1 protein-coding gene is annotated in these 1,228 nt (G+C 68.2%); it reads left to right on the top strand.

The window, feature by feature from the left end:
- Positions 1 to 1,228: acyltransferase domain-containing protein (locus ACZ7BZ_RS38350; protein WP_470362421.1), on the top strand; the 1,228-nt coding region annotated here is incomplete at both ends.

Genomic DNA, 1,228 nt, shown 5'->3' with positions numbered 1-1,228 from the left:
TGGCGGTTGTCCGCGAAGACACCCACCGCACTACGCGACCACGCCCGACGCCTCACCGAACACCTCCACCACCACCCCCACCTCACCCCCCAAGCCGTAGCCGACACCCTCGACACCCGCACCCCCCACCACCACCGCGCCGCCACCTACGGCACCACCCGCAACGAACTCCTCGACGCACTAACAGCACTGGCCAACGACCAACCCCACCCCCGACTCCTCCAAGCCACCACCACACCCGGCAAAACCGTCTTCGTCTTCCCCGGCCAAGGATCCCAATGGCCCGGCATGGGACTCGAACTCCTCAACACCTCACCCGTCTTCGCCCACCACCTCCACGCCTGCGCCCAAGCCCTCCAACCCCACACCGACTGGTCCCTCCTCGACGTCCTCCACGGCAACCCCGACGCCCCCGACCTCAACCGCGTCGACGTCATCCAACCCGCCCTCTTCGCCCTCATGGTCAGCCTCGCCCGCACCTGGCAACACCACGGCATCCACCCCCACGCCGTCATCGGCCACTCCCAAGGCGAAATAGCCGCCGCCCACATCGCCGGCGCCCTGACCCTGAACGACGCCGCCCGCATCATCACCCTCCGCAGCCAAGCCCTCCTCACCATCGCCGGCACCGGCGCCATGGCCTCCATCCCCCTCCCCCCCGACCAGATCACCCTCCCCCCCGGCCTCACCATCGCCGCCCACAACTCCCCCCACACCACCGTCATCTCCGGCGACCCCACCACCCTCCACACCCTCACCACCCACTACCAACACCAAGGCATCGACGCCAAGATCATCCCCGTCGACTACGCCTCCCACTCCCACCACGTCGAACCCCTACGCGACCACCTCCTCACCACCCTCGCCGACCTCCAACCCACCACCCCCACCATCCCCTTCCACTCCACCACCCACCCCGGCACCACCCCCACCCTCAACGCCCACTACTGGTACGACAACCTCCGCCACCCCGTCCAACTCCACACCGTCACCCAAAACCTCCTCACCACCGGCCACACCCACTTCATCGAAACCAGCCCCCACCCCGTCCTCACCACCCCCATCCAACAAACCGCCGACACCACCAACACCACCGCCCACACCACCGGCACCCTGCGCCGCAACACCCCCGAAACCACCCAACTCACCCACGCCCTCGCCCACACCTGGACCCACAACACCCCCACCACCACAACCACCAAAACCCCCACCCCCCACCACACCCCCC

Source organism: Kitasatospora sp. NPDC036934, assembly GCF_055608425.1.
The sequence above is the reverse complement of the archived record's forward strand: the minus strand, read 5'-3'. Positions and strand labels throughout refer to the sequence as shown.